Here is a 25,029-nt window from a genome sequence, read left to right as displayed (position 1 = left end):
TACAGCTCCGTGGGTTGACGACCGCTGTGGTGTGCGCCACTACCTTCGACAACGTGACTGTGATCGCGACCGAAAGCCTGAGCAAGCGGTACCCACGGGTGACCGCTCTTGACCGGCTCTCCGTGGACGTCGGGCCCGGTGTGACCGGACTCGTCGGAGCCAACGGAGCCGGCAAGTCCACACTGATCAAGATCCTGCTGGGTCTCTCCCCCGCCACCGAGGGCCGTGCCGAAGTGCTCGGACTCGATGTCGCCACCCAAGGCGGCGCCATCCGCGAGCGGGTCGGGTACATGCCCGAGCACGACTGCCTGCCCCCCGACGTCTCGGCCACCGAGTTCGTCGTCCACATGGCGCGCATGTCCGGGCTCCCGCCGGCCGCGGCCCGCGAGCGCACCGCGGACACCCTGCGCCACGTCGGACTGTACGAGGAGCGCTACCGCCCCATCGGTGGCTACTCGACGGGCATGAAGCAGCGCGTCAAGCTCGCGCAGGCCCTCGTCCACGACCCCCAGCTGGTCTTCCTCGACGAGCCGACCAACGGCCTCGACCCGGTCGGCCGCGACGAGATGCTCGGCCTGATCCGTCGTATCCACACCGAGTTCGGGATCTCGGTCCTGGTCACCTCGCACCTGCTGGGCGAGCTGGAGCGCACCTGCGACCACGTCGTGGTCGTCGACGGCGGCAAGCTGCTGCGGTCCAGCTCCACCACGGACTTCACCCAGACCACGACGACCCTCGCCATCGAGGTCACCGACACCGACGAGCACCCGGACGGCACCAGCGCGGTCCGCGAGGCGCTCCACGCGCGCGGGGTCGAGACCCACGACGGCAGTGGGCTGCCGGGCGCCGGCCACATCCTGCTGCTGACCGCCGAGGGCGAGGAGACCTACGACCTCGTCCGTGACGTCGTCGCCGACCTCGGCCTCGGCCTGATCCGGATGGAACAGCGCCGCCACCACATCGCGGAGGTCTTCCGCGAGGAACAGACGGACGGGACGGACGTGCAGGGCGTACGGAAGGAGGCAGTGGGCCATGGCAGTTGAGCAGTCCCTCACCCCCCGCGGTGAGCAGACCCGGATCCACGACATCGGCTACCGCCACTACGACGGCCCGCGCCTGGGCCGCGCCTACGCCCGCCGCTCGCTGTACTCGCAGTCCCTGCGCGGCTCCTACGGCCTGGGTCGCTCGGTCAAGTCCAAGGTGCTGCCGATGCTGCTCTTCGTGGTGATGTGCATCCCCGCACTCATCATGGTGGCCGTCGCGGTCGCCACCAAGGCGAAGGCCCTGCCGGTCGACTACACGCGCTACGCGGTCATCATGCAGGCCGTCATCGGCCTGTACGTCGCCTCCCAGGGACCGCAGTCCGTCTCGCGCGACCTGCGCTTCAAGACCGTGCCGCTGTACTTCTCACGCCCCATCGAGACCGTCGACTACGTACGCGCCAAGTACGCGGCGCTGGCCTCGGCGCTGTTCGTCCTGACGGCCGCGCCGCTGATCGTGCTCTACGTAGGGGCGCTTCTGGCGAAGCTCGACTTCGCCGACCAGACGAAGGGTTTCGGACAGGGGCTGGTCTCCGTGGCGCTGCTGTCGCTTCTCTTCGCCGGGATCGGCCTGGTCATCTCGTCGGTCACCCCGCGCCGCGGCTTCGGCATCGCGGCCGTCATCGCGGCGCTGACCATCTCCTACGGAGCCGTGTCGACCGTCCAGGCCATCGCCTTCGAGCAGTCCAGCTCCTCGGCCGTGCCCTGGCTCGGCCTCTTCTCTCCCATCACGCTCATCGACGGGGTGCAGACGGCCTTCCTCGGCGCCACCTCCGCCTTCCCTGGAGGGGAGGGCCCCTCGTCCGGGCAGGGAGTCGTCTACCTCGTCGTCGTCCTGGGGCTCATCGCGGGCTCCTACGGCCTCCTGATGCGCCGCTACCGAAAGGTCGGGCTGTGACCACGCTCAACATCGACCATGTCTCGCGCTGGTTCGGCAACGTGGTGGCGGTCAACGACATCACGATGACGATCGGCCCCGGCGTCACCGGCCTGCTCGGCCCGAACGGCGCCGGGAAGTCCACCCTCATCAACATGATGGGCGGCTTCCTCGCCCCCTCCACCGGCACCGTCACCCTCGACGGCCGACAGGTCTGGCGCAACGAACAGATCTACAAGCACATCGGCATCGTCCCGGAGCGCGAGGCGATGTACGACTTCCTCACGGGCCAGGAATTCGTCGTCGCCAACGCCGAGTTGCATGGCCTCGGAGCGAAGGCCGCCCAGCGGGCGCTCGCCACGGTCGAGATGGAGTACGCGCAGGACCGCAAGATCTCGACGTACTCCAAGGGCATGCGGCAGCGCGTGAAGATGGCCTCCGCGCTCGTCCACGACCCCTCCCTGCTCCTGCTCGACGAGCCCTTCAACGGCATGGACCCGCGCCAGCGCATGCAACTCATGGACCTGCTGCGCCGCATGGGCGACGAGGGCCGCACGGTGCTCTTCTCGTCCCACATCCTCGAAGAGGTCGAACAGCTCGCCGCCCACATCGAGGTGATCGTCGCCGGACGGCACGCGGCCAGCGGCGACTTCCGCCGCATCCGGCGCCTGATGACCGACCGCCCGCACCGCTACCTGGTGCGCTCCAGCGACGACCGGGTACTGGCCGCCGCGCTGATCGCCGATCCGTCGACGTCCGGCATCGAAGTGGACCTGGCCGAGGGCGCGTTGCGCATCCAGGCGGTCGACTTCGGCCGGTTCACGGCGCTGCTGCCGCGCGTCGCGCGCGAGCACGGCATCCGGCTGCTCACGGTCTCGCCGTCCGACGAGTCCCTCGAGTCCGTCTTCTCGTATCTCGTCGCGGCGTAGGAGGCCAAGATGTACGACCCCACAGTCGCCCGGCTCACCTATCGAGCCCTGCTCGGCCGCCGCCGGGCCCTCATCCTCTGTGCGCTGCCCGTCCTGCTCATCGTGATCTCCGCGGCCGTACGCAGCTTCGCCGGAGCCGACGACCAGGTGGCATCGGACCTGCTCGGCGGCTTCGCGCTCGCCACGATGGTGCCGATCATCGGCGTCATCGCCGGCACTGGCGCGATCGGCCCCGAGATCGACGACGGCTCGGTGGTGTATCTGCTGGCCAAGCCCCTGAAGCGGCCGACGATCATCTTCACCAAGCTGATCGTCGCGATCGCCGTCACCATGGCGTTCTCCGCCCTGCCGACGTTCATCGCGGGCATGATCCTGAACGGCAACGGCCAGCAGGTCGCCGTCGCCTACACCGTGGCGGCGCTGGTCGCCTCGATCGCGTACGCCGCGCTGTTCCTGCTGCTCGGGACGGTCACCCGGCACGCGGTGGTGTTCGGGCTCGTCTACGCGCTGGTCTGGGAGGCCCTGTTCGGGTCGCTGGTGTCCGGCGCGCGCACGCTCAGCGTCCAGCAGTGGGCGCTCGCCGTGGGCCACAAGGTCACCGGCGGCGACCTCGTCACCTCGGACGTGGGCCTGCCCACCGCGACGGTGCTCCTGGTCGTGGTCACCGTGCTCGCCACCTGGTACGCCGGGCAGCGGCTGAGGTCGCTGACGCTGGCCGGCGAGGAGTGAGCCGGGGGTTCCACGCGCGTGTGCCGGTTGTCGCCACGCACGCGCGCGTGGCGCCCCCTTTTTTCTTGACAGTGGCTTCACCTCTGTCCCGGCACACTGGGCGGAGGGGACGCGCGGCTAGGAGGAACGGGGATGGCGGAACCGCAAGGTGAGGGACAGAGGGAGACCGAGGACGTCTGGGACGGCCTCGTACTTGACGAGAGTTTCATACGGTCGGCGGAGACGACCGAGCCGTCCGCCCGCGCCCGTATGCTCGCCGCCCGCTGGCGCGAGGGGGGACCCGACCCGCAGCCCTGGCGCTCCGACGAGCCGCCCGCGGGGTGGTTCTTCAGTAAGGCACGTCGGCGCAGGTGGCGCCGCCGGTAATCCTCTTTGGGCCATCGGTAACCCCCTTTGAGGGGCGGCTTTATTCAGTGGCGCCCAAGTCGGCGTACGGGCACAGTAGTTATGTCCACGTCGCCGCATCGAGTCGGCGCCACGTTCTGGGAGAGGAGCGCGACGATGCCCATGAGTAGCAGTCCGTCGAGCTCCCTACAGGGCAGCCCGCGGCAGGCTCAGGAGTAGTTACCCCTCCGTGGAGCCCGCCCGCACGGGGGGCTGCCCGGGGCGGCCGCTTCGAGCGCGCGTACGCCGCGCGGGCCGCCCACCCGGAGGATTGGCCGAGAGGTAAGGCACCGGCTTGCTAAGCCGTGGTCGGGGTCAACCCCGCGCGCGTTCGATCCGCGCATCCTCCGCGAGACGTTGTCACAGGGACTCGGCAGGATTGGCTTGCCTGACAGGGCATACGGCGCCGCAGGCCGTGTCCTGACCCGCTAACCCAGCAACCGCTCCAGCACCACCGCGATGCCGTCCTCCTCGTTCGAGGACGTCACCTCGTCCGCGACAGCCTTGAGCTCGTCGTGGGCGTTCGCCATGGCCACGCTGTGAGCCGCCCAGGCGAACATCGGGATGTCGTTGGGCATGTCACCGAAGGCGATCGTGTCCGCGGCCTTCACACCGAGCCGACGGGCGGCGAGGGACAGCCCCGTGGCCTTGGAGAGGCCGAGGGGGAGGATCTCCACTATCCCCGCGCCCGCCATGGTGACGCCGACCAGGCCGCCCGCGACCTTGGCGGCCACCGCGGCCAGTTCGTCGTCGGAGAGCGTGGGGTGCTGCACGTACACCTTGTTCAGAGGGGCCGACCAGAGGTCCGTCGCGTCCCTGATCGGGACGACCGGGAGCGAGCCGTCCTGCCTGCGGTAGCCGGGGCCGACCAGCACCTCGCCGTCGAGCCCGTCGCGGCTCGCGGCCAGCAGCAGCGGGCCGACCTCCGCCTCGATCTTGGCGAGCGCGAGTCCGGCCAGCTGCCGGTCCAGCGTCACCGAGGTGAGCAGCCGGTGCTCCCCCGCGTCGTACACCTGCGCGCCCTGGCCGCACACCGCGAGACCCTCGTAGCCGAGGTCGTCGAGGATGTGCCGGGTCCAGGGCACCGCGCGCCCGGTGACGACGATGTGCGCGGCGCCCGCCGCGGTCACCGCGGCGAGTGCCTCACGCGTGCGCTCCGAGACCGTCTCGTCGGAACGCAGCAGCGTGCCGTCGAGATCGGTCGCGACGAGCTTGTAGGGGAACGATCCGGTCGGACCCGTGGATCCGACCGGATCGGTCGCCCCGGCGGCGGCGGTCACTTGGAGATCGGCTCCAGAACCTCACGGCCGCCCAGGTACGGACGCAGCACCTCCGGCACCCGCACGGAGCCGTCGGCCAGCTGGTGGTTCTCCAGGATCGCCACGATCGTGCGCGGGACGGCGCACAGCGTGCCGTTCAGCGTGGCGAGCGGCTGGACCTTCTTGCCGTCGCGCATGCGCACGGACAGGCGGCGGGCCTGGAAGCCGTCACAGTTCGAGGCCGAGGTCAGCTCGCGGTACTTGCCCTGGGTCGGGATCCACGCCTCGCAGTCGAACTTGCGGGACGCGGAGGCACCGAGGTCGCCCGAGGCCACGTCGATGACCTGGAAGGGCAGCTCGAGGCCGGTCAGCCACTGCTTCTCCCAGTCCAGGAGCCGCTTGTGCTCGTTCTCCGCGTCCGCGGGGTCGACGTACGAGAACATCTCGACCTTGTCGAACTGGTGCACACGGAAGATGCCGCGGGTGTCCTTGCCGTAGGTGCCGGCCTCGCGGCGGAAGCACGGCGAGAAGCCGGCGTAGCGCAGCGGCAGCTGGTCGGCGTCGAGGATCTCGTCCATGTGGTAGGCCGCGAGGGGGACCTCGGAGGTGCCGACCAGGTAGTAGTCGTCCTTCTCCAGGTGGTACACGTTCTCCGCGGCCTGGCCGAGGAAGCCGGTGCCCTCCATGGCGCGCGGGCGGACCAGGGCCGGGGTCAGCATCGGGGTGAAGCCGGCCTCGGTGGCCTGCGCGATCGCCGCGTTGACGAGGGCGAGCTCCAGGAGCGCGCCGACACCCGTCAGGTAGTAGAAGCGCGAGCCGGAGACCTTGGCGCCCCGCTCGACGTCGATGGCGCCGAGCGCCTCGCCGAGCTCCAGGTGGTCCTTGGGCTCGAAGCCCTCGGCGCCGAAGTCGCGGATCGTGCCGTGCGTCTCCAGGACGACGAAGTCCTCCTCGCCGCCGACCGGGACGTCCGGGTGGATCAGGTTGCCGAGCTGGAGGAGCAGACGCTTGGTCTCCTCGTCCGCCTCGTGCTGTTCGGCGTCGGCGGTCTTGACGGCGGCGGCGAGCTCCCCGGCCTTCTTCAGCAGCTCGGCCTTCTCGTCGCCGGACGCCTTGGGGATCAGCTTTCCGAGCGACTTCTGCTCGGATCGGAGCTCGTCGAAGCGGACGCCGGACGACCTGCGCCGCTCGTCGGCGGAGAGGAGGGAGTCGACGAGGGCGACGTCCTCTCCACGGGCGCGCTGGGAGGCGCGAACACGGTCGGGGTCCTCACGGAGCAGGCGAAGGTCAATCACCCCTCAAGGCTACCGGTGCGCGCTTCCGGCCATCGACTCGATATTCCGCTCCGTCACTTCTGTGACGTTATGAGTGAAATGCCGTATCGATATTCCTTGATCGCCAATGATCGCCCATGAGTGCCGGTCCGCGTCAATAAAAGGGACGGTACTCCCTGAAACGGGGCAGACGGCAATCAGGGGGTTGACTGGATTCGCTTGTGGAGAGCGGTACTTGAGAAGGGGTTGTCCACAGGGATCCACACCCCCGCAGAGTTATCCACAGGCTGTGCGGAAGATCTGTGGACTTCGGAGGTGATCGTTCCGAAAGCCGCATGTGGGGCGAAGAATTCCCGGGTCAAACCATCCGTACACCCACGTTCGAGTGGAAATGCTTCGCTCCAAAGGATTGATCAAGGGAAAAGAGTGGACGAGGAGTGACGTGCGGGGCTGTGGACGAACTTGGGCCCTGTAGGCCGATTTGTCGACGATGTAGTGCTTCCTTGTCGACTTGTCCCCAGGTCGAGAAGCACACCTGTGGATAACATCTGTGGATGACGAAAATCGGCAGGTAGGACTGGTGGAATGCGGAGAAGGGCGATGGAAAAGCCCGCGCCGACGAGCCGCCGACGCGGGAACCCGAACGGGCCTGGAGCCGGCCTGGAACGGGCCTGGATCCGGCTCTGGCCTGGAACCGGCCTAGAACCGTCCGTCCTGGCAGCGCGCCAGCCAGTCCGACGCCGCCGAGAACGCACTGTCCGACGTCCCGGGCCGCAGCGCCCGTACGTCCTCCAGGGCGACCCCGGCCCGCGGATAGGACCCGAGGAAGCGCACCTGGGGGCTGATGCGCTTGAGGCCCATCAGCGCCTCGCCCACACGGCGGTCGGTGATGTGGCCCTCGGCGTCCACGGAGAAGCAGTAGTTGCCGATGCCCTGGCCGGTCGGCCGTGATTCGATCCGCATCAGGTTGACGCCGCGCACGGCGAACTCCTGGAGCAGTTCGAGCAGCGCACCCGGGTGGTCGTCGCCGAGCCAGATGACCACGGACGTCTTGTCGGCGCCGGTCGGGGCCGCGGGCCGGGCCGGACGGCCGACCAGCACGAAGCGGGTCTCGGCGTTCGCCGCGTCGTGGATCTCGGTGACCAGCGGCTCGAGCCCGTAGGTCGCCGCCGCGAACTCGCCCGCGAAGGCCGCGTCGTACCGGCCCTCCTGGACCAGCCGGGCACCGTCCGCGTTCGAGGCCGCCGACTCCCACACGGTGTTCGGCAGGTGGGTGCCGAGCCAGTTGCGTACCTGCGGCTGGGCGACCGGGTGGCCGGTGACCGTCTTGATGTCCTTCAGGGCCGTGCCGGGCCTGACCAGCAGGGCGAAGGCGATCGGCAGGACGACCTCGCGGTAGATCATCAGCGGCTCGCCCTTGGCGAGTTCGTCGAGGGTGGCGGTGACACCGCCCTCGACCGAGTTCTCGATCGGGACGAGGGCGCCCGCGGCCTCGCTCGCGCGCACCGCGTCGAGCGCGGCCGGCACGGACACCATGGGCACCAGCTCCCGTGTCGCGGCTTCCGGGAGCGTGCGGAGGGCGGCCTCGGTGAACGTTCCCTCGGGGCCGAGATAGGTGTAGCGCGTCGCCGACATACCCGTCACCCTAATGGGGCCCGTCCCGCACGGATCACCCTTCCAGCAGCCGCTGCCCCACGTACTCCCCCTCCGCCGCCCCGCCCGGCACCGCGAACAGCCCGCTCGCCTCGTGGCGGATGAAGGTCGACAGGGCGTCGCCGCGGTCCAGCTTGCGCTGCACCGGGACGAAGCCGCGCAGCGGATCCGCCTGCCAGCAGACGAAGAGCAGGCCCGCGTCGGGCACCCCGTCCGTGTCGAAGCCGTCGTGGAAGGAGAACGGGCGGCGCAGCATCGCGGCGCCGCCGTTCTGGTCGGGCCGGGTGATCCGGGCGTGCGCGTTGAGGGGGACGACCAGGTTGCCGTCGGCGTCGGTCTTGTCGAGGTTCATCGCGGTCGTCTCGGTGCCACCGGTCAGCGGCGCCCCGGTGGATTTCCTCCGCCCTACGACGTCCTCCTGGGCCTTGACCGACAGCTTCTCCCAGTCGTCGAGGAGCATCCGGATCCGGCGTACGACGGCGTAGGAGCCGTTCGCCATCCAGGCCGGTTCGCCGGCGGCCGGCACGAAGATGCGCCGGTCGAAGTCGGACTCGGACGGCTTCGGATTGCGGGTGCCGTCGATCTGGCCCATCAGGTTGCGGGCCGTCATCGGCTGGGCCGTGGCGCCGGGCGAGCGGTTGAAGCCGTTCATCTGCCAGCGCACCCGGGCCGCGCTGCCCGCGTCCTTCTGGAGCGTGCGCAGGGCGTGGAAGGCGACCAGGGCGTCGTCGGCGCCGATCTGCACCCACAGGTCGCCGTTGCTGCGCGTCTTGTCGAGGTGGTCGGAGGAGAAGTCGGGCAGTGGGTCGAGGGCGACCGGGCGCTGCTTCTCCAGACCCGTCCGGGCGAAGAAGCTGTTTCCGAAGCCGAAGGTGACCGTCAGGGACGACGGTCCGGCGTCACGGGCGACGTCCGTGTCGTCCTGCGCGGCAGCCTCGCCCGCCATGAGCCGCTGGGCCGTCGTCGACCAGCGGCGCAGCAGGGCGGCGGCCTCCTTGCGGCCCGCGCCCGCGGCCAGGTCGAATGCGACGAGGTGGCCACGGGCCTGGAGCGCGGTGGTGATGCCGGGCTGATGTTTCCCGTGAAACATCACCGTGTCCGCGCCGAGCGAGGTCAGGGGCGCGGCCTTGTCGGCGGCGGGCGCTGCCGCGTACCCGGCGGCACCTCCGGCCGCGCCCAGGGCGAGACCGGTGGCACCGGCGGTGCCGAGCAGCCGGCGCCGGGAAAAGACCCCGCCAGAAGAGGGCTTCTGGGAAACGGCCTCTCCTGGAGGGGTCTTTTCCGTGGTGGCTTCCGGAGTGGGCTGGTCAGCCATGGTGAGGTTCAGCCGATCTTCGCGTTCTTGGTGACGGTCGTCTGGTCGATGTCGGAGGTGCGCACGGTCACCGCGATCTCCCAGTCGCCCGCCATGGGGATCTGCACCCCGATCGCCGACCAGTGGCCGGTGGCGATGCGGTCGGGGGTCACGGGCAGCGGCCCGATCTTCTTGGCCTCCAGGGTGAAGGCGACCTTCACCTCGGGGACGTCGAAGGCCTTGCCGTTCGGTCGTTCCACGAAGACGTGCATCTCGTTGCCGCCGACGCGGGCCGGGTCGAGGGTGACCTCTGCGGTGCCCTTGCCGTCCTGGCCGCCGGTGTCGAACGGGAGCTTCAGGGAGAGCGGCCCGGACCGCTGCGAGGAGGACGAGGTGGCCTGCTGGGCCGCTTCCTCCGTGCGCCCCGGCTCGGTGGACGTCAGCACGGTGGTCACGGCCAGCAGGACGACGGCGACGCCGGCCTCGGCGAGCACCGAGCGGCGCAGGCCGGCCCGGGCCGGGTCGGCGTCGCGGAGGCGCTTTTGACGCGTGGTGTCCACGGCGGCCTGCTGCCGGGCGAGTTGAGCGGCGCGCCGGGAGTCTCCGGACTTCGAGTCCCTGGAGTTGGAGTCCCTGGAATCCATGTCCCTGGAATCCGAGCCCCCAGAGCTGGAGTCCCTGGAATTCGCGGGCACCTTCGTCGGCTGCTTCGTCCGCAGTTCGGCGCGAGCCGTCGCCAGGGCCTTCGCCTGCGGCGCCTCGGACAGCTGCGCCGTCCAGCGCCGCGAGATCCACGCGATGCCGACGAGGACCGCCACCAGGCCGATCTTGATGAGCAGCAACTGCCCGTACCACGTTCCGGTCAGCGCCGACCAGGAGCCGACCTGGCGCCAGGACTGGTAGATCCCGGTCGTGGCCAGCACGGTCACGCTGCCGAACGCGAGGCGAGAGAAGCGCCGTACGGCCACCGCGTCGATCTGTGTCTCGGCGGGCGCCCGGAACAGTGCCACGAGCAGCGCCGACAGGCCGCCCAGCCAGACGGCGACCGCCAGCAGGTGCAGCACGTCGACGGGCATCGCGAGGCCCGCCTGGATACCGGTGGAGGCGTGCTCGGCCATCGCCCAGCTCGCCGCCAAACCCGCCGCGACGACGGCGCCGCCGATCGCGAGCCCGAAGGTGAGGTCCCTCTTCTCGGCATCGACATCGACACGGCCCTTGTCGGACCCGTCACCCTTGTCGGACGCGTCACTCCTGCCGGACGCGTCGGTCACGTCGGCCTCGTCCCGCCGCGCGTACGCCCCGAAGAGCACCGCGATGAACAGCGCGCCCGCGGCGAGCAGCAGCAGCCGTGAGACCAGTGCCGCGCCCGCCTTGGTCTGCAGCACCTGCCCGAGCAGCGTCAGGTCGAAGATGTCGCCGACCTTGCCGGAGCCGACGTAGGAACCGCGCAGGAGCAGCAGCGCGAGGGTGGCGCCGGTCAGCGCGAGCCACCCGGAGACCACGAGCCGTTGCACCGGACGGACCCCGGCGCCGCGCTGCCAGCAGGCCAGTACGAAGGCCGCGCCACCCACCAGAAGGATGAATCCGGCGTACGAGACATACCGCCCGACGCCGTAGAGCGCGCCGACGACTCCGCCGCCCACGGCCGGGTCGGAGAGCGCGACGGAGGTCTGCGAGGGTGCGCCGATGGAGAAGGTGAAGGCGCCCGAGACGGGATGGCTGTCCGCCGACACCACCTGGTAGGTGACGGTGAACGTGCCGTCGGGCAGCCCCGAGTGGAGCTTCACGCCGTAGGTGGTGCCGCCCAGGTCGGTCGCCTTGCCGGTGTCGACGCGCTTGCCCTTGGGGTCGAGCACGCGCACCGAGTTGTCGGACATCGCGACCTTCTCGGAGAACGTCAGCGAGACCTGGGTGGGTGCCCGGCCGACCACCGCTCCCTGCTGGGGGTCGCTGCCGGTCAGCGCGGCGTGCGCGGAGGCGGGCGCCGCGCCGGCCAGGACCGCGCCGATCACGGCGAGGAGCAGCAACAGCAGTGCCCGTACCCGAAAAGCGACCCCTCCAGTGGTGGTGGCAGCCGCACGGGGAGCGATGGCCTGTGTCACGGTGATCCCTCCCTCAGTGTCCGGTCTTGGGGTTGTACGTCGCGGACTTCACCGGCATGGAGACCTTCACCGCGCCCGCCTTGGTGAAGTGCAGCGTCACCGACACCTTCTCGCCCTCCAGGGGCTTGTGGGTGAGCTTTTCGAACATGAGGTGGTTGCCGCCGCTCGCGAAGTCGAGTGACCCGTCGGCGGGCACGGCGAACGACTTCTGTTCCTCCATCGCGCCGCCCTTGGTGGAGTGCAGCGTGACGTCGGGGGCGAGGTCGCTGGTGACGGAGGTCAGGGTGTCGGCGCCGCCGGAGTTGGTGACGGTGAAGAAGCCGGCCGCCATGGTGTCCATGACGGGGGCGGGCATGTAGGCGCCGGTGATCTTCAGTTCGGGCTTGCCCGCGTTCGAGGGGGAGTTGTCGGAGCCGCAGCCCGCCAGCGCCAGCGCCGTGGCCGTCAGCGCCACGCATCCCGCGAGACGCCTCGAAGGGGCTCCGGGTCGGCTCACGGATTCTCTCCCTTGATGAGCTTGGGGAGGTCCTTGGTGTAGTCGTCGACGGTGGCGTCCTCGCCGTAGATCACATAGCCCCCGTCGGTCTTCGGCGAGAACGCGATGACCTGGGTGCCGTGCACGGAGACGAGCTTGCCGTTCTTGTCCTTCGCCGTCGGCTCGATGGAGATGCCCAGGGTGCGGGCGCCCGCCTGGATGGTGGGGAAGTCGCCGGTGAGGCCGACGAAGGCGGGGTCGATCCCCTTGAGCCACTTGCCGAGCGCGGCGGGGGTGTCGCGGGCCGGGTCGGTGGTGACGAACACGACCTTGAGCTTGTCCTGTTCGGCCCTGGGCAACTGCTTCTTGGCGACGGCGAGGTTGCTCATCGTCGTCGGGCAGACGTCGGGGCAGTGGGTGTAGCCGAAGTAGATCAGCGTCGGGACGCCCTTGGTCTCGGCCCGGAAGTCGTACTTCTTGCCGTTCGTGTCGGTGAGGACGAGGTCGGGCTTCTCGAACGCCTTGTCGAGGACCGTGGCGGCCTTGCCCGTGCCGGCCTCGGCGGACACGTCGGCGATCGGCTTGTTGCTGTCGTCGCCGCTGCCGCAGGCGGAAAGGGTCAGTGCGGCGGCGGCGAACAGGGCGGCCGCGGCATACGTCTTCTTGCGCATAGAAAAATGTCCCAGATGTGAGGGCTCCGGTGTGCACCGGGGTCGTACGACCTCTTTGACGAGGGCGTACGACCTACCGGTGCACAAAGGAGGGGTGCGATGGGCCTCAGGCCTCGGTGCGCCGACGGCCGGCCAGAACGCCGTACGCCACGCCCGCCGCGCCGACGACGATGCCGACGACACCGAGGACGCGCGCGGTGGTGTCACTGCTGTCCGCGGAGGAGGCGGAGGTGGACGAGGCGGGGGCCGCCGTGGAGGTGTCGGAGGCATCCTTGGCGGTGCCGGAGGACCTGTGGTGGCCGTCCGCGGACGCTTCGGAGAGTGTGAGCACCGGAGCCGGGTTCTCGGGCTCCTCCTGGCCCTCCTGCTGCGGCTCGATCCAGCGCACGACCTCCTTGTTGTCGTACGTCTGGATCGCCTTGAAGACGAGTTCGTCGGTGTCCTCGGGGAGCGCGCCGACGGAGAGCGGGAACTTCTGGAAGAAGCCCGGCTCGATGCCCTTGCCGGTGGCGGTCCAGGTGACCTTGCTGACCGCCTCGGAGATCTTCTCGCCGTGCATCGTGAGCGGCTTGGCCAGCTTGGTCTTGGTGACCTTCACGGACCAGCCGTCGAGGGGCTGCGGCATGACGGAGGCGAGCGGGTGGTCGGTCGGGAAGTTCACCTCGACCTTGTTGGTCGAGGCGTCGTCGCGCTCGTTGGGGACCTTGAAGTCGACGACGGCGTAACCGCCCTTGGCGGCCTCGCCCTCCGGCTGCACGCTGACGTGCGCGAAGGCGGGGGCGGAGACGGCGAGGACGGCCGAGGCGGCGACGGCACCGGCGGCGGCGATACGGGAAGCCTTCATGGAAGAGAGCACTCCACTTTCAGTCCGATGAGAAGAGAAGGGGGTGCGCGTGCGAAAGGTGCGATGGGCCCCTGGGGGTGTTTTCGCGTGCACGCGCGCGTGCCGCACGACGGCATCCCCTTCGGATCCTTCGGATCGGTCCGGACGGATCCTTCGGATCGGTCCGCGGAGTGGCGCGTCGTGTCAGGCGGCGAGGACGAGAGCGGTGGAGTGGGGCGGTCCACGGCGGACGACGCTGTGCTGGAGCTCGGCGGTACGGGGCTTGGGCGGCGTCAGAAGCGCGGTGCGCCGGGCGCGCGGTGTCGCGTCGGGCGTACCCGGCAGTCCGGCCCGCAGGGCGCGTACGAGCGCGAGCGCCCCGCGCAGGGACCGTACGAGCGCCCCTTCCGCGACTCCGTGCGCGGACAGCCGCATCAGCCGCAGCAGCGCCAGATCACCGTGGCGCAGCACCCAGCCGGCGGCGACGGCCGCGAGGACGTGGCCGAGCAGCATCGGCAGGGACGGCCACACGGACATCGAGTACCCCGTGGCGGCCGACATCGCGTCCGAGGAGTGGGGCATGGGCATGGACATGGACGGGGTCGTGCCCGTGTCGAGCCGTGCGTCGGCGAGGATCTTCATGGCCTGAGCCGGGCTGATCGCCGCCGCGGTCGTGCCGCACACGAGGCGTGCGGCACGTTCCACGAGTGAGGTGTCGGCCATCGACATGGAGCCCGAGCCCGCCGTAGCGGTCCCGGCGAGCCCGAAGAGCGTGTGCAGGGCGGTCTGACCGCCCGCGAGCAGCGCGGCGATGCCCGGCAGCGAACGCTCCCGTCCCGCGAGCGCGGCGGCGACGGCGAAGACCGCGAGGAATCCGGCGCCGAGCGTCCACAGCGGAACGGTGGCGCAGGAGGCGAGCCCATGACCGGCCGCGGCCAGCACGACACAGACCGCGGCGAACACCGCGGCCCGCAGAATCCGGAGCTCGTGTCCGGAGCGCGCCCTGCGCTGGTGGGGGGCAGTCATGGCGGGCTCATCATCGCACTCGACCCACCCGCTTCCTACGGCAGGTCCGCAAGATGACGGTCCGCGAACCGTGGTCCGGAAGATCACGATCCGGGCCGAACCACCCGCACATACACCGATCGTTGTCGCGTGCGCATCCGCCATATGGGCGGCATCACGTCATGCAGGCGATTGCGCACAGGTGCTTGCGGCAATACGTAACGGTATGTCGAGCCGCGGCCGGGAGGCTGGAGCATGAGCATCTGGTGGTCACTCCATTTGCGGCGTGAGGCTGCGAGCGTTCCGCTCGCCAGACGTCTGCTGCTCGGCACGATGGAGACGGCGGGTGTCGATCCGGACGTCTCGTACGACCTCTCCGTGGCCCTCACCGAGGCCTGCGCCAACGCCGTGGAGCACGGCGGCGACGCCGCTCCCGGTACGGCGTCCGAGGCCTATCGGGTCACCGCCTACCTCGACGGCGAGAAGTGCCGCATCGAGGTCTCCGACTCCGGCCCGGGCTTCGCCCCGGGCCGTGCGCGTCCCGCGCTCCGCCCGGTCCGCGGCGACGCGGAGCACGGCCGGGGGCTCTGCCTGATCCGGGAACTCGCCGATCACGTCCAGATCGGCAACGAGCCGGGGCGGGGCGGCGCGGTGGTCAGTTTCGACAAGATCCTCAAGTGGAAGAAGGACGCGCCGCTGATGGCGGTTTAGCGCCCGGGCAGGAGCGGATCGCCAAGGCGGTCTCGCGGATCGTCAAGGCGGCCTCGCCCAGCGGGAGTTCGGCGCTGACCTCGAAGCCGCCTCCGGGCCGGGGCCCGGCCCGGAGGCGGCCGCCCACGGACTGGGCGCGTTCGCGCATGCCGACGAGACCGAAGCCGCCGCCCGGGACCGGCGGTGTGGGCGGGGCGGATCGGAGGGTGCCTCCGTCGTCGGCGACCGTGAGGGTCAACCGGTCGTGGGAGTAGGCGAGCCGGACCCGGGCGGTCTTGGCGGCCGCGTGTTTGGTGACGTTGGTGAGCGCTTCCTGCACGATCCGGAACGCGGTGAGATCCGCCGCCGGGGTGAGCTGCCGGGGTTCCCCCTCGGTGCTGACGGTGACGTCGAGACCGGCGGACCGGAAGGAGGCGGTCAGGCCGGCCAGGCGGGCGAGTCCGGGAGCGGTCGGCGAGGATGCGCCCTCGGTGTCCTCGTGCCTGTCCTCAGTGCCCTCGTGCCGCAGCAGGCCGACGGTGGCCTTGAGTTCGCGCAGCGCCGCGGAGGTGGTGGTGGCGAGGTCGGCGAGGATCTTGTGGACCTGGTCGGGCTGACCGCGCAGAAGGTGCGCGAGGGTGCCGGCCTGGGCGTTGGCCAGGGCGAGGTGCTGGGCGGTGACGTCGTGCAGCTCGCGGGCGATGCGCAGCCGCTCCTCGGCGACCCGGCGCCGGGCCTCCTCCTCGCGGGTGCGCTCGGCGTGCTCGGCGCGGGCCCGGACGGCGTCGAGGTAGGCGCGCCGGAGCCGGACCGCGCTGCCCAGAGCCGTCGGCATCAGCACCCAGGCGGCGGGGCCGACCGTCTTGAGGTCCAACGGGCGGTCGGCGGGTCCGGCGATGACCTCCGTGGTCATCAGGAGCGCGGCGACACCGAAGACGTAGCTCCTGCGCAGGGCGTTGTGCTCGGTGCGGAGGGCGAACGAGTAGAGCGCCACCATGAGCGGTCCCAGCGACAGCACGGTGAGCAGCCGGCCCTGCGCGGCCGAGGTCACGGCGGCGGCGGTGGTCAGGGTCAGTGCGGCGCGCGGGTGGTCGCGGTGGAAGAGCAGGGCGGTGCAGGAGGCACAGGACAGGAGGGCGGCCGTCCACCACGGGGCGGCCGGCTCGGGGGAGCCGGTGGCGACGTACAGGCTGCCGGGGAAGGAGACGGCGAACAGCAGCAGGGCCGTTGTCGTGTCCTGGGCGCGGGGACTGCTTCGTACGTGTCGCTGCCAGTTGGCGATCATCACCGGTTCCTGTCGGGGGTACGGGGCGAGGGCCGCCCGTGTTCGGCACGGGCAGCCCTCCGGCAGACGGGGACGGTCAGACGCGGGCCGGTTCCCGTGCGGCCGGGTCGTCGTGCGCCGGGGGCGCCGGGGCGCCAAGGTCTGTGTTCGGGGCAGCGAGCGGTGGGGTGCTGCGAGTGGTGCGGTGCTGCGAGGGCGAGGGCGAGGGCATGGGAAGGCCGGGGTGTCCCGTGGCCCGGAGGCGGCGTCGTCGGCGCCGGGGTCAGAGGCTTGAGCCGGGTCAGCGGCTGAGGGGGATGAGCGTCGGGCCGCAGTCGGAGCGGCAGGCGCGTCAAGCCGGGGTCGGCGTCCTGCGGCCCTGCGTTTCGAGGGCCTGTGTCCCGCGGTTCTCCGTTCCGCGGCTCCGCGTCCCGTGGTTCTCTGTCCCGCGGCTCCGCATCCCGTGGCTCTGGAGGAGTCCGAAGCCCGCGCCGAGCGAGACGAGGCCCATACCGGCGGCGGCCGTGATCCCCTGCACGCCGTCGAGGGCGAAGCCGGCGGCCGCGGCGACGACTCCGTTGAAGAGGAACAGGAACCAGAGCACCGGACGGGAGGAGAGGAACGACTTGATCGGGTCCTTCTTGGCGATGCGGGAGCCGGCCACGAGGGAGAGGGCGATCCCGCCGTAGGTGGCCACGTCCTTCTGCGAGCCGTCGAGTACGGCACCGGAGGCCACGGTGGCGGAGAGGCCGACCAGGAACAGCGACCAGAGCACGATCGAGGAGAGCAGCGACTTCATGAACCTTTTCCTTCGGCGGGGAGTCTGTAGAGGCGTGAGCTTCCGGATTCAACGATCCCGTCGGAAGCTCGCCGCCACGAGTGAGTGCTCTCCCGAACCTGTGGTGTAGCGGGCTACACCATCTATCTGGAGCCTGCTCTCCCGCGCAGCCGCACCAGGCGTTCCTAGCCTGGACGGCATGGGAACGACAGTGCGGCAGGCAACGCGAGCCACGGTCCGATTGGGACGGGCCGCCGTACTGGCGTTCGGCTCGATCATCTTCATCACGGTGCTGCTGATCACGGCCGTCGCCACCCTCGGGGTGGTCGGTGCCGGACTGCTGCCCGAGACGGTGCTCCTGGTGCGCCGCTTCGCCGGCGCCAAGCGGCGCCAGGTCGCCGAGTGGACGGGCCGGGAGATCCCCGAGGCGTACCAGCGCGTCGAGGGCCCGCTCCGCCGGCGGCTGCGGACGGCGGTCCGTGACCCGGGCACCCTCAACGACCTGCGCTGGATGGTCGCCCACTACGCCTACGGCTTCCTGGGCGTCCTCGCGCTGCCGCTGTGGCCGGCCGGCCTGCTCGTCGACGGCGTACGACAGGGTGTGCTGGGCCGTTCACCGCTGGTCCTGCCGCTGATCAGCCGTCTCGCGGACCTCGACGCCGCCTGGTCCACCGCCCTGCTCAAGCCCTCACCCAAGGCCCTGCTCGCGGAGCGGGTCGAGGAACTGACCGAGACCCGGGCCGGCGCGGTCGCCGCGCACGAGGCCGAACTGCGCCGCATCGAGCGGGACCTGCAGGAGGGTACGCAGGCGCGGCTGGTGTCGCTCTCCCTGCGGATCGGCATCGCCAAACGGGCGTACGAACGCGACCCGGGCGCCGCCCGCAAACTCCTCGACGACGCTCAGGACCAGGCCGAAGAGGCGCTGACCGAACTGCGCCACGTCGTCCGTGGCATCCACCCGCCGATCCTCACCGACCGTGGGCTCGTCGGGGCGGCGCGGGCGCTCGCGGCGAGCAGCGGGCTCGACGTGACGATGGACGTGGACGGTCTGGAGGACGGGGCGCGGAGTGGGGTCCGGGCCCCCGCGGCGATCGAGGCGGCCGCGTACTTCGTGCTGGCCGAGGCGTTGACGAACGCGGGCAAGCACAGCGCGTCGGAGCGGGCGGCGGTCCGGCTCGCCCGTACGCCGACGGGGCTGAGCGTGGTCGTCCGCGACGAGGGCCGCGGCGGCGCCGACGAGGCGGCCGGTTCGGGACTGCTCGGTATGCGACGGCGGGTCGCCGCGCTCGACGGGGCCGTGCGACTGACCAGCCCTGTCGGGGGGCCGACGGTGATCGAGGTGGACCTGCCGTACGCGTGGTGACACCCTCGGCGTTTTCGGGCTCCCTGTAGAGGGCGATTTTCTGTCGACTTCAGCTTTCTCAGAATTCTTACCCTCCTCACAGCCTCACCCCATGCCCCTGACGGTTGCCCTTCCTAGGTTTCCGATCATGACGAGAAGCCACAAAGACACTTCGGTCACCCGGCGCCGTGCGCTCGCGGTGACGGGCGGCACGGTCGCCGCGGGCGGCCTCGCGGTCGCCGGCTACCAATCGGCGTTCGCCGACGAGACGACCACCGCCACCGACGCCGAGGCGACCGCCTCGGCGACCTCGACCTCCACCAGCAGCGGCCAGTGCGTGCTGATGTCCAGCGTCACGGAGGGGCCGTACTACCTGGACGGCGCTCTGGTGCGCAAGGACATCACCGAGGGCAAGGGCGGCGTCCCGCTGACGCTGCGCATCACGGTGCAGGACACCACCGACTCCTGCGACCCGGTCGCGGGCGCGGCCGTGGAGATCTGGCACTGCGACGCCTGGGGCTACTACTCCGGCTACACCACCGCCAACCCCGGCGGCTCCGCCCCCGCCGAGAGCGAGGACGGCTCGACCGCGAACGACCAGACCTACCTGCGCGGCTACCAGGTCGCCAACGCCAACGGGGTCGTCAAGTTCGAGACGATCTTCCCCGGCTGGTACACGCCCCGCACCACGCACATCCACGTCAAGGTGCACACCGGCGGCGAGAAGGCGGACGGCACCTACGAGGGCGGCAAGGTCAACTTCACCGGCCAGCTCTTCTTCGACGACGACATCGCCGCCGAGGTCCAGGCCCTGGAGCCGTACTCCAAGCACACCGGCAGCTACACCAAGCTCACCGACGACATGGTGTACGACGGCGGCGGCACCTCCAGCGGGCTGCTCACCCTGACGCCGGTCCACAAGAAGGACCCGTCCAAGGGCTTCAAGGGGTCCATCATCCTGGGCATCGACCCCGACGCCGAGAGCACCGGCGCGGGCAGCGGTGGCGGTGGTACGCCCCCGAGCGGCGCTCCGACCGGTACGCCGCCGAGCGGTGCCCCGAGCGACGCCCCGAGCGACAGTGCCAGTCCGTCCGCCTCGGCGTCCTCGTAGGGCTCGCGCGTGAGCGGCCGCGAGGACGAGACGCTGGCGCGGGCCGCCGTGGCCGCGCTGACAGGGCAACTGGAGCTCACCCCCAAGCCCGGCCTGCCCGATCCGCGCGATCTCGGCGCCCGGGCCACCCGCCGGGACCTGTGTTCCCTGCGCTGGTCGGCCAAGGCGCTGATGCCCGGCCTCGCGGCCATGGCGGCCGCCGCCCGCCGCATCGGCCGGCCCACGCCCGAACTCCGCACGGAACTGGGCGCGATCGGCCGGTCCACCGAACACTCGGTGACGCTGGCGGGCGGTGGCCACCGCGGGGCGCTGTGGGTCCTGGGCTTCCTGGTCGCGGCGGCGGCCCTGGACCCAGGAGCCAAGGGTTCCGAGGTCGCCGCGACCGCCAAGCTGATCGCGGCGCACCCCGACCGGCGGGCGCCGCGGCGGCCCTCCCGGGGGTCGTCCATGTCCGCGAAGTACGGCGCGGCCGGGGCGCGGGGCGAGGCACGCGCCGGATTCCCGCACGTACGGCGGGCGTTGGACGCGCTCGCCGCCTCCCGCTCCGCCGGCGCGTCCGAGCCGTACGCCCGGCTCGACGCCCTCCTCACCGTCATGTCCACCCTCCAGGACACCGAGTTGCTGTACACGGCGGGCCCGCACGGGCTCCGGCACGTCCAGGCGGGTGCCCGGGGCGTGCTGGAGGCGGGCGGTACGGCGACGGAGGCCGGCCTCGCGGCTCTGGCCGCCTTTGACGACGACCTCCACACGCGCGCGTGGAGCCCCCGTGGCACGGGGGGACTGCTCGCGGGCGCCCTGTTCGTGGACTCGCTTCCGGTGGTGGTCAGTTCACCGGTACGGGTCGCTGCTTGACCCGGTCCTGGTCCTGGTTCTGATTCCCGTCCCGGTCCTGGTTCCGGTCCTGATCCCGGTCCCGGTACCGGCGGTGGGCTGTCACCTCGCGCGTGGCGGCCCACCGCACGGCCGGGCCCATCCCGTACGACGCCCCCAGCATCAGTCCCCCCAGCAGCAGCCATCCCGGGGTACCCCAGCCCACCAGCAGCGCGGTCAGGACCAGGGGGCCCGCGGTGCGCGCCACCGTGACGCCCGTGCCGAAGAAGCCCTGGTACTCGCCCATGCGGTCGGCCGGGGCGAGGTCGAAGCCCACCTGCCAGGAACCCGCCGACTGCTGCATCTCGGCGACGACCTGGAGCACCGCGCCCGCCACCAGGGCCCCGGCCGCGACCCACGGCGAGGCACCGGCCGACAGCGCGAAGACCGCGCAGGACACCAGCATCACGAGCCCGGAACGGCGTATCGCGCGCGTGGCCGAGGCGAGGCCCGTGACACCGCGCGCCATCCGCACCTGGAAGACCATCACCGCACCGGTGTTGAGGACGAACAGCGCGGAGACCAGCCAGGCGGGCGCCTGGGTGCGCTCGGTGATCCACAGCGGGATGCCCAGGCTGAGCAGCGGCATCCGCAGCAGCAGCACGGTGTTGAGGAACGTGACGAGCACGTACGGGCGGTCGCGCAGGACACCGGCCCCGTGACCGCGCCGTACGGTCACGCGCGGCACGGACGGCAGCCGCAGCAGCACACCCGCGCAGAGCAGGAAGCTCACCGCGTCCAGCGCGAACACCCCGAGATACGCGTCCCGTGTTCCGGCGTGCAGTGCGAGCCCGCCGAGGCCCGCCCCCACCGCCAGACCGGCGTTGAGGGTCGACTGAAGATGGGCGAGCAGCCCGGTCCGCTCCCCGGCCGGTATCAGCCCGGCGAGCAGCGCCTGCCGAGCCGCCCCGAGCCCCGACTGTGCGGAGGCGTACGCGCAGGCCGCGAGGACGAAGGGCAGGAAGCCGCGGACGACCAGGAAGGACGCCACCGCCGCTCCGGTCGCGAGGGCCAGCAGCACCGCCGTGCCACGCGGCCCGCGCCGGTCGGCGAGCCGCCCCAGCGGTACGCCCACAAGAGAGCCGACCGCCCAGGCGACGGTCAGCCCGAGCCCCACGCGCGCGGGGGCCAGCCCCACGACATGCGTGAAGTACAGCGCGGAGGTCACGTAATAGGCGCCGTCCCCCACGGAGTTGGTCAGCTGGGCGAGGGCCAGGACGCGTTGCGGTCCCGCGGGCGGGACGAGGCGGCTCGACTGCGCGGATGCTGCCGGATTCGTCATGACTTCGACGTTACGGGCCCGGTGGACCTGTCAACAGGCCCAATCCTCACGCCTTTTTGCGATCCAATTGGCTCCCGTCCGACACCCGCCGACAACCGCCCGACACCCCCTGGCTCCCGTCCAGCACCCGCCCCAACGCCTCCAGTGCTTCCGGATAGATCCGCTCCCGGGGAGTCCCGTAGCCCACGACCAAGCCCTGAGGACGCCCCTCGCCGCGCTCGTGCCAGTGCTCGCCGAGATGCCCGACCGCGAGCCCCTCCTCCTCCGCCCGCGCCAGCACCTCCGCCTCGTCCGCCACGTCCACCAGTGCGTGCAGCCCGGCCGCGATACCGCGTACGCTCCTGCGCGCCCCCAGCCGGTCGAGCAGCTGGTCCCGGCGTCGCCGGTACCGCAGTCGGCAGGCGCGCACGTGACGGTCGTACGCGTGGCTGGTGATCATCTCGGCCAGCGCCAACTGGCCGATGGACTCGGTGTGATGGTCGCTGTGCAGCTTCACGTCGGCCACCGCGTCGACCAGGTGCGGCGGCAGCACCATCCAGCCGAGCCGCAGCGCGGGCCCGAGCGTCTTGGACGCCGTACCCAGGTAGGCGACCTGCCCCGGTGCCATGCCCTGGAGGGCGCCGACGGGTTGCCGGTCGTAGCGGAACTCGCCGTCGTAGTCGTCCTCGACGATCAGCCCGCCGCGCGCGCGTGCCCAGTCGGTGAGCGCCCGCCGCCGCTCGGGGTGCAGGGTCACCCCGGTCGGGTACTGATGGGCGGGCGTGACGACGACCGCGTCCGCCGGTGAGGAAGCCAACTCCCCCGCACAGGCGCCTCGTTCGTCCACCTTCAGCGGCACCACCGTGCCTCCGCCCCGCCGCACCACGTCCCGGTGGAACGGCAGCCCGGGGTCCTCCATCGCGACCACCCCGCCGTCCAGCACACGCGTGAGGAGCGCGAGCCCCTGCACGTATCCCGAGGTGATCACGATCCGCTCGGGCGGCGCGATCACGCCCCGGGCCCGTCCCAGGTAGCCCGAGAGCGCCGTCCGCAGTTCGATCCGGCCGCGCGGGTCCCCGTAGTCGTACGCCAGGGAGGGCGCCGTCGCGATCGCGCGGCGCAGCGCCCGCAGCCACGCCGCCGCCGGGAACGTACCGACGTCCGGGCTGCCCGGCCGCAGATCGAAACGGGGCGCACGCGCGCGGGGAGCCCCGACGGCCTCCGACACGGCGTCCGCGGGAAGTACCGCGACCTCGGTGCCCGACCCCTGCCGGGCCGTCAGATACCCCTCGGCGACCAGTTGGTCGTACGCCCCCTTGGCCGTCCCGCGCGAGATGCCGAGTTCGGCCGCGAGCCGCCGGGTCGGGGGCAACCGTGTGCCCGGAGCGAGCCGGCCGTCGCGCACCGCGTCCCGCAGAGCCCGTTCGAGCCCGGTCCTGCGTCCCGCGGCCACGTCCGGCTCCAGATGCAGATCCACCCCGACACCGGACCAGAAGTCGTCGCCCACTCATCCCCCCGTGAGTTCCCGCGCCCAAAGGGGCGCGGGGCCGTGACACCATGCGGCTCCGCCGCGTGGGCGCGACCAGCCACGACCTACCCGCAGACGAATGGCCGGGCACTTCTCGTACCCGGCCATCAGCCCTACGTCGTCAGTCCTACGTCAGCCCTTCAGAGCCGCCATCCACGCCTCGACCTCGTCGGAGCGACGCGGCAGCCCCGCCGACAGGTTCCGGTTGCCGTCCTCGGTCACCAGGATGTCGTCCTCGATGCGCACGCCGATACCCCGGTACTCCTCGGGGACGGTCAGGTCGTCCGCCTGGAAGTACAGGCCCGGCTCGACCGTCAGGCACATGCCCGGCTCCAGCGTGCTGTCCACGTACGTTTCGGTCCGCGCCGCGGCGCAGTCGTGGACGTCCATGCCGAGCATGTGGCCGGTGCCGTGCAGGGTCCAGCGGCGCTGCAGACCCAGCTCCAGGACACGCTCGACCGGGCCCTCGACCAGACCCCACTCGACGAGCTTCTCGGCCAGCACGCGCTGCGCGGCGTCGTGGAAGTCGCGGTACTTGGCACCGGGCTGCACGGCCGCGATACCGGCCTCCTGGGCCTCGTACACGGCGTCGTAGATCTTCTTCTGAATCTCGCTGTAGCGGCCGTTGACCGGCAGCGTGCGCGTGACGTCGGCGGTGTAGAGCGTGTGTGTCTCCACGCCCGCGTCGAGCAACAGCAGGTCTCCGGAGCGCACGGGCCCGTCGTTGCGCACCCAGTGCAGCGTGCAGGCGTGCGGGCCGGCGGCACAGATCGAGCCGTAGCCGATGTCGTTGCCCTCGACCCGGGCGCGCAGGAAGAAGGTGCCCTCGATGTAGCGCTCGCTGGTCGCCTCGGCCTTGTCCAGGACCTTCACGACGTCCTCGAAGCCGCGCACCGTCGAGTCGACGGCCTTCTGCAGCTCGCCGGCCTCGAAGTCGTCCTTGATCAGCCGCGCCTCGGAGAGGAAGACCCGCAGCTCCTCGTCGCGCTCGGCGGTGACCTTGTCGGTCAGGGCCGCCTCGATGCCGGCGTCGTAGCCGCGCACGACCCGGACCGGGCCGGTGGCCTCACGCAGCTTGCCGGCCAGCTCCCGCACGTCGGAGGCGGGGATGCCGTACAGCTGTTCGGCCTCGGTGAGGGAGTGACGACGGCCGACCCACAGCTCGCCCTGCCCGGACAGCCAGAACTCGCCGTTCTCGCGGTCGGAGCGCGGCAGCAGGTAGATCGTCGCCTTGTGGCCGCCGTTCCCGTTCGGGGAGACGGTGGGCTCCAGGACCAGGACGCCGTCCTCGGTCAGGTTGCCGGTGAGGTACGCGTACTCGACCGAGGCGCGGAAGGGGTACTCCGTGTCGTTCGAGCGCGTCTTCAGGTTGCCCGCCGGGATCACCAGCCGCTCGCCCGGGAAGCGCGCGGAGAGCGCGGCGCGGCGGGTGGCGGTGTACTCGGCCTGCGTGATCGGCGTGAGGCCGCGCAGCTCGGTGTCGGCCCATCCGGACTTCATGTTCTCGGCGAGCTCGTCGGACACGCCCGGGTACAGGCCGTTCTTGCGCTGCTTGATCGGCTCTTCTTCGCCCGCTTCGTCAGCGGCATCGTCGAGCACGGCTTCCGGGGTCTCCGGGTTGAGCGCCTCCGACACGGTCTGCCTCCTAGATACGACTCTGGACCTTCCCC

General features: G+C 71.1%; 23 protein-coding genes and 1 tRNA gene. 10 read left to right on the top strand and 14 right to left on the bottom strand.

Annotated elements, in window-relative coordinates; genetic code table 11:
- Nucleotides 1-59 precede the first annotated feature (59 nt).
- The 6 genes from KVT44_RS29015 (at nt 60) to KVT44_RS28990 (ending at nt 4,309) form a co-directional block, all read left to right on the top strand.
- A complete protein-coding gene (locus KVT44_RS29015; protein WP_067377206.1) occupies nt 60-1,043 on the top strand; it encodes an ABC transporter ATP-binding protein in 984 nt (327 codons plus the stop codon).
- A complete protein-coding gene (locus KVT44_RS29010) occupies nt 1,033-1,938 on the top strand; it encodes a hypothetical protein (protein ID WP_099921752.1) in 906 nt (301 codons plus the stop codon). Before KVT44_RS29015 ends, KVT44_RS29010 begins: the two co-directional genes overlap by 11 nt.
- Complete coding sequence (locus KVT44_RS29005; protein WP_054236923.1) at nt 1,935-2,846, top strand: ABC transporter ATP-binding protein; 912 nt, start codon at nt 1,935-1,937, stop codon at nt 2,844-2,846. The genes KVT44_RS29010 and KVT44_RS29005 overlap by 4 nt, the downstream gene beginning before the upstream one ends.
- Nucleotides 2,847-2,855: 9 nt before the next feature.
- Nucleotides 2,856-3,575 (top strand): ABC transporter permease, encoded by a 720-nt coding sequence (locus tag KVT44_RS29000; RefSeq protein WP_054236936.1) that lies wholly within the window; start codon nt 2,856-2,858, stop codon nt 3,573-3,575.
- Between the two features lie 132 nt (nt 3,576-3,707).
- Nucleotides 3,708-3,941, top strand: a complete 234-nt coding sequence (locus KVT44_RS28995) for a hypothetical protein (protein WP_054236924.1) — start codon at nt 3,708-3,710, stop codon at nt 3,939-3,941.
- A gap of 283 nt (nt 3,942-4,224) precedes the next feature.
- Nucleotides 4,225-4,309 (top strand) — tRNA-Ser (locus tag KVT44_RS28990).
- Between the two features lie 78 nt (nt 4,310-4,387).
- Here KVT44_RS28990 and KVT44_RS28985 read toward each other — a convergent pair.
- The 9 genes from KVT44_RS28985 to KVT44_RS28945 form a co-directional block, all read right to left on the bottom strand.
- Nucleotides 4,388-5,239 carry an HAD family hydrolase gene (locus tag KVT44_RS28985; RefSeq protein WP_217569785.1) on the bottom strand — a complete coding sequence of 284 codons (852 nt, stop codon included), beginning with the start codon at nt 5,237-5,239 and terminating at the stop codon, nt 4,388-4,390.
- On the bottom strand, nt 5,236-6,513 hold the full coding sequence (gene serS / locus KVT44_RS28980) for a serine--tRNA ligase (RefSeq protein WP_099921754.1): 1,278 nt from the start codon (nt 6,511-6,513) through the stop codon (nt 5,236-5,238). The genes KVT44_RS28985 and serS overlap by 4 nt, the downstream gene beginning before the upstream one ends.
- Before the next feature lie 678 nt (nt 6,514-7,191).
- Nucleotides 7,192-8,127 (bottom strand): prephenate dehydratase, encoded by a 936-nt coding sequence (pheA, locus tag KVT44_RS28975; protein ID WP_217569783.1) that lies wholly within the window; start codon nt 8,125-8,127, stop codon nt 7,192-7,194.
- A 34-nt stretch (nt 8,128-8,161) separates the two neighbouring features.
- Nucleotides 8,162-9,460 (bottom strand): iron uptake transporter deferrochelatase/peroxidase subunit, encoded by a 1,299-nt coding sequence (efeB, locus tag KVT44_RS28970; RefSeq protein WP_217569781.1) that lies wholly within the window; start codon nt 9,458-9,460, stop codon nt 8,162-8,164.
- 8 nt (nt 9,461-9,468) lie between these two features.
- Nucleotides 9,469-11,529 carry a copper resistance protein CopC gene (locus KVT44_RS28965; RefSeq protein ID WP_308314143.1) on the bottom strand — a complete coding sequence of 687 codons (2,061 nt, stop codon included), beginning with the start codon at nt 11,527-11,529 and terminating at the stop codon, nt 9,469-9,471.
- A gap of 25 nt (nt 11,530-11,554) precedes the next feature.
- On the bottom strand, nt 11,555-12,037 hold the full coding sequence (locus tag KVT44_RS28960; RefSeq protein ID WP_217569779.1) for a copper chaperone PCu(A)C: 483 nt from the start codon (nt 12,035-12,037) through the stop codon (nt 11,555-11,557).
- Nucleotides 12,034-12,687, bottom strand: a complete 654-nt coding sequence (locus KVT44_RS28955; RefSeq protein WP_217569777.1) for an SCO family protein — start codon at nt 12,685-12,687, stop codon at nt 12,034-12,036. The genes KVT44_RS28960 and KVT44_RS28955 overlap by 4 nt, the downstream gene beginning before the upstream one ends.
- Nucleotides 12,688-12,793: 106 nt before the next feature.
- The gene (locus KVT44_RS28950; RefSeq protein ID WP_217569775.1) at nt 12,794-13,531 is read right to left on the bottom strand and encodes a YcnI family protein; all 738 of its coding nucleotides are present in this window, start codon (nt 13,529-13,531) and stop codon (nt 12,794-12,796) included.
- Nucleotides 13,532-13,714: 183 nt separating this feature from the next.
- The gene (locus tag KVT44_RS28945; RefSeq protein ID WP_217569772.1) at nt 13,715-14,536 is read right to left on the bottom strand and encodes a hypothetical protein; all 822 of its coding nucleotides are present in this window, start codon (nt 14,534-14,536) and stop codon (nt 13,715-13,717) included.
- 234 nt (nt 14,537-14,770) lie between these two features.
- Between KVT44_RS28945 and KVT44_RS28940 the strand changes: the two genes are divergently transcribed.
- Nucleotides 14,771-15,226 (top strand): ATP-binding protein, encoded by a 456-nt coding sequence (locus tag KVT44_RS28940; RefSeq protein ID WP_054236932.1) that lies wholly within the window; start codon nt 14,771-14,773, stop codon nt 15,224-15,226.
- On the opposite strand, the gene KVT44_RS28935 is transcribed toward KVT44_RS28940, so the two are convergent.
- Together KVT44_RS28935 and KVT44_RS28930 are read right to left on the bottom strand one after the other, a co-directional pair.
- A complete protein-coding gene (locus KVT44_RS28935; protein WP_217569770.1) occupies nt 15,189-16,490 on the bottom strand; it encodes a sensor histidine kinase in 1,302 nt (433 codons plus the stop codon). The genes KVT44_RS28940 and KVT44_RS28935 overlap by 38 nt on opposite strands.
- Before the next feature lie 331 nt (nt 16,491-16,821).
- A complete protein-coding gene (locus KVT44_RS28930) occupies nt 16,822-17,268 on the bottom strand; it encodes a hypothetical protein (RefSeq protein WP_217569887.1) in 447 nt (148 codons plus the stop codon).
- Nucleotides 17,269-17,446: 178 nt separating this feature from the next.
- Here KVT44_RS28930 and KVT44_RS28925 point away from each other — a divergent pair, with 178 nt between their 5' ends.
- From KVT44_RS28925 to KVT44_RS28915, 3 genes are all read left to right on the top strand, one after another.
- Nucleotides 17,447-18,610, top strand: coding sequence for a sensor domain-containing protein (locus tag KVT44_RS28925; protein ID WP_217569768.1), 1,164 nt, complete (start codon nt 17,447-17,449; stop codon nt 18,608-18,610).
- Between the two features lie 127 nt (nt 18,611-18,737).
- The gene (locus KVT44_RS28920; RefSeq protein ID WP_254650008.1) at nt 18,738-19,700 is read left to right on the top strand and encodes an intradiol ring-cleavage dioxygenase; all 963 of its coding nucleotides are present in this window, start codon (nt 18,738-18,740) and stop codon (nt 19,698-19,700) included.
- A gap of 9 nt (nt 19,701-19,709) precedes the next feature.
- Complete coding sequence (locus KVT44_RS28915; RefSeq protein ID WP_217569764.1) at nt 19,710-20,552, top strand: triphosphoribosyl-dephospho-CoA synthase; 843 nt, start codon at nt 19,710-19,712, stop codon at nt 20,550-20,552.
- Here the strand turns inward: KVT44_RS28915 and KVT44_RS28910 are convergent.
- The 3 genes from KVT44_RS28910 to KVT44_RS28900 form a co-directional block, all read right to left on the bottom strand.
- Nucleotides 20,524-21,852, bottom strand: coding sequence for an MFS transporter (locus KVT44_RS28910; protein ID WP_217569762.1), 1,329 nt, complete (start codon nt 21,850-21,852; stop codon nt 20,524-20,526). The two genes, KVT44_RS28915 and KVT44_RS28910, sit on opposite strands and share 29 nt — an antisense overlap.
- Nucleotides 21,853-21,898: 46 nt before the next feature.
- On the bottom strand, nt 21,899-23,338 hold the full coding sequence (locus KVT44_RS28905) for a PLP-dependent aminotransferase family protein (RefSeq protein WP_217569760.1): 1,440 nt from the start codon (nt 23,336-23,338) through the stop codon (nt 21,899-21,901).
- A 153-nt stretch (nt 23,339-23,491) separates the two neighbouring features.
- Nucleotides 23,492-24,958: an aminopeptidase P family protein gene (locus KVT44_RS28900; RefSeq protein WP_217569878.1), complete on the bottom strand. Its 1,467-nt coding sequence runs from the start codon at nt 24,956-24,958 to the stop codon at nt 23,492-23,494.
- Nucleotides 24,959-25,029: the final 71 nt, after the last annotated feature.

Origin of the sequence: Streptomyces sp. GbtcB7 (assembly GCF_019091445.1) — a bacterium.
GTDB lineage: Bacteria > Actinomycetota > Actinomycetes > Streptomycetales > Streptomycetaceae > Streptomyces > Streptomyces mirabilis.
This window is presented reverse-complemented; position numbering and strand designations above follow the sequence as displayed.